This window comes from Phaeobacter italicus (genome assembly GCF_019801785.1).
Taxonomy (GTDB): domain Bacteria; phylum Pseudomonadota; class Alphaproteobacteria; order Rhodobacterales; family Rhodobacteraceae; genus Phaeobacter; species Phaeobacter italicus.
This window is the reverse complement of the sequence record NZ_JAHVIJ010000016.1, coordinates 1-1,643: the sequence shown is the minus strand read 5'-3', so window position 1 is coordinate 1,643 and position 1,643 is coordinate 1. Positions and strand designations below refer to the sequence as shown.

Here is a 1,643-nt window from a genome sequence, read left to right as displayed (position 1 = left end):
GAAACGCAAGACGCCGGTCAAATACGACAAGCGCAGATACAAGCGTCGCAACCGGATCGAGATCATGTTCGGTAGGCTTAAGGATTGGAGGCGTGTCGCGACCCGTTATGACCGCTGCCCCAAGGTGTTTCTCTCGGCCATCGCGTTCGCGGCTCTCGTCATCTATTGGTTATGAATCCTGACCCTACCGCTTCAAGGCCAGCGCTGAGGCTGCAAAGAAAACACGAAAGGAGGCCAAAACATTGACCGCGTCATAAACCACGACGCATAACTGAGGGTGAGCCAAATCTCGGTGAAATACCGGGTCAGTTCTCAGCGACAATAAACATTTATGGGTGATACCGTTTCTGGCTTAGGATTCGTTTCATCTAAACGTAAATGAATGAGGTTACGAGTTGCCCGACTACACCTTCAACATCTTTCGCATCACCGACATCGGTGGTTCCGACGGCTTGCAGCTTGCTGGATCCGTCACTGTTCGGGATGATGATGGATTCCGGGACACTATTCTCGATGACATTGAGCAAGCCCCGTCCAGCGAAACAAACGGCGACCAGGAAATAGTTTCATCTGCGGTTTCGGAGTTGGGCGTTGGAGATACGTTCCGTGCGCGTGGTATTTTTCGGTTTACAAACAACGATACCGGGGAAACTTACGATGTGACGGAGGTTTACTCACAGACAGCTGGCAACCCGGTAGAGCAGCTGTTTATCTTCACGTCCACTGCACCGGATTGGATATTCGACAGTACCAGCCGCTCCCTGTCGCTTCTCGATTCCGACGGAACGTTGCCATACTCATCTATCGTATGTTTTGGTGCGGGCACGCTGATCAAAAAGGAAGACGGGTGTGATGTTGCGGTTGAGGAACTGAAGGTCGGTGACCGCGTTGTCTGCCACGATGGCTCTGCGCACGTAGTGCGCTGGATCGGATCTCGGAAAATCACCTCATATGGCTTGATGGCAAATACAAAACTTCGGCCGGTTCGCATCAAGGCTGGCGCACTTGGGTCCAACCTTCCCACCGAGGATCTCATTGTCTCCCGTCAACACCGGGTGTTGATAAAGTCCGTGATAGCAAAGCGTGTTTTTGGCATTGATGAAGTTCTGGTCCCTGCAATCAAACTCGTTAGCCTTGACGGCATCGAGATTGCGGATGACTTTCGGGAAGTTGAGTACTTTCACATTCTGTTCGATCAGCATCAGATCATCTACTCCAATGGTGCCCCGACTGAAAGCCTGTTCATCGGCCCAGAGGGGCTCAAAGCGCTTTCGCCCGAAGCTCGCACTGAGATAACGACACTTTTTCCAGAAATTACGAAGCCAGAGTTCAATCCTCATCCAGCCGCACTGATCCCGGGAAGTATCAAAAAAGTTAAACACCTCGTAGAACGCCATAGAAAAAACAGGAAGCCTCTTCTGGCAAGCATTTGACGTCTGCCACGGATCCAGGTATTAGCCGCATACCAAGTTATGTTCTTCCTACGTTCCTCATAACCCCTATCTGTGCACCTCGATTCTGGCCTAGGGTCAGGATGCATTGATTTCAGTCTCGCTACATGATTCACGGCTCCGAAAAGGAGTGGTGACATGAGTGATCTTTTCTGGCTGACCGATGAGCAGATGGGCAAACTTGCGCCTTTC

At 51.2% G+C, this 1,643-nt stretch carries 2 protein-coding genes; both read left to right on the top strand.

The features are described from left to right. Window positions 1–175: transposase (locus tag KUV39_RS18675; protein ID WP_222460645.1), on the top strand; the 175-nt coding region annotated here is incomplete at its 5' end. 220 nt (window positions 176–395) lie between these two features. After that, window positions 396–1,433 (top strand): Hint domain-containing protein, encoded by a 1,038-nt coding sequence (locus tag KUV39_RS18720; protein ID WP_244998473.1) that lies wholly within the window; start codon window positions 396–398, stop codon window positions 1,431–1,433. The last annotated feature ends 210 nt before the right edge of the window (window positions 1,434–1,643 follow it).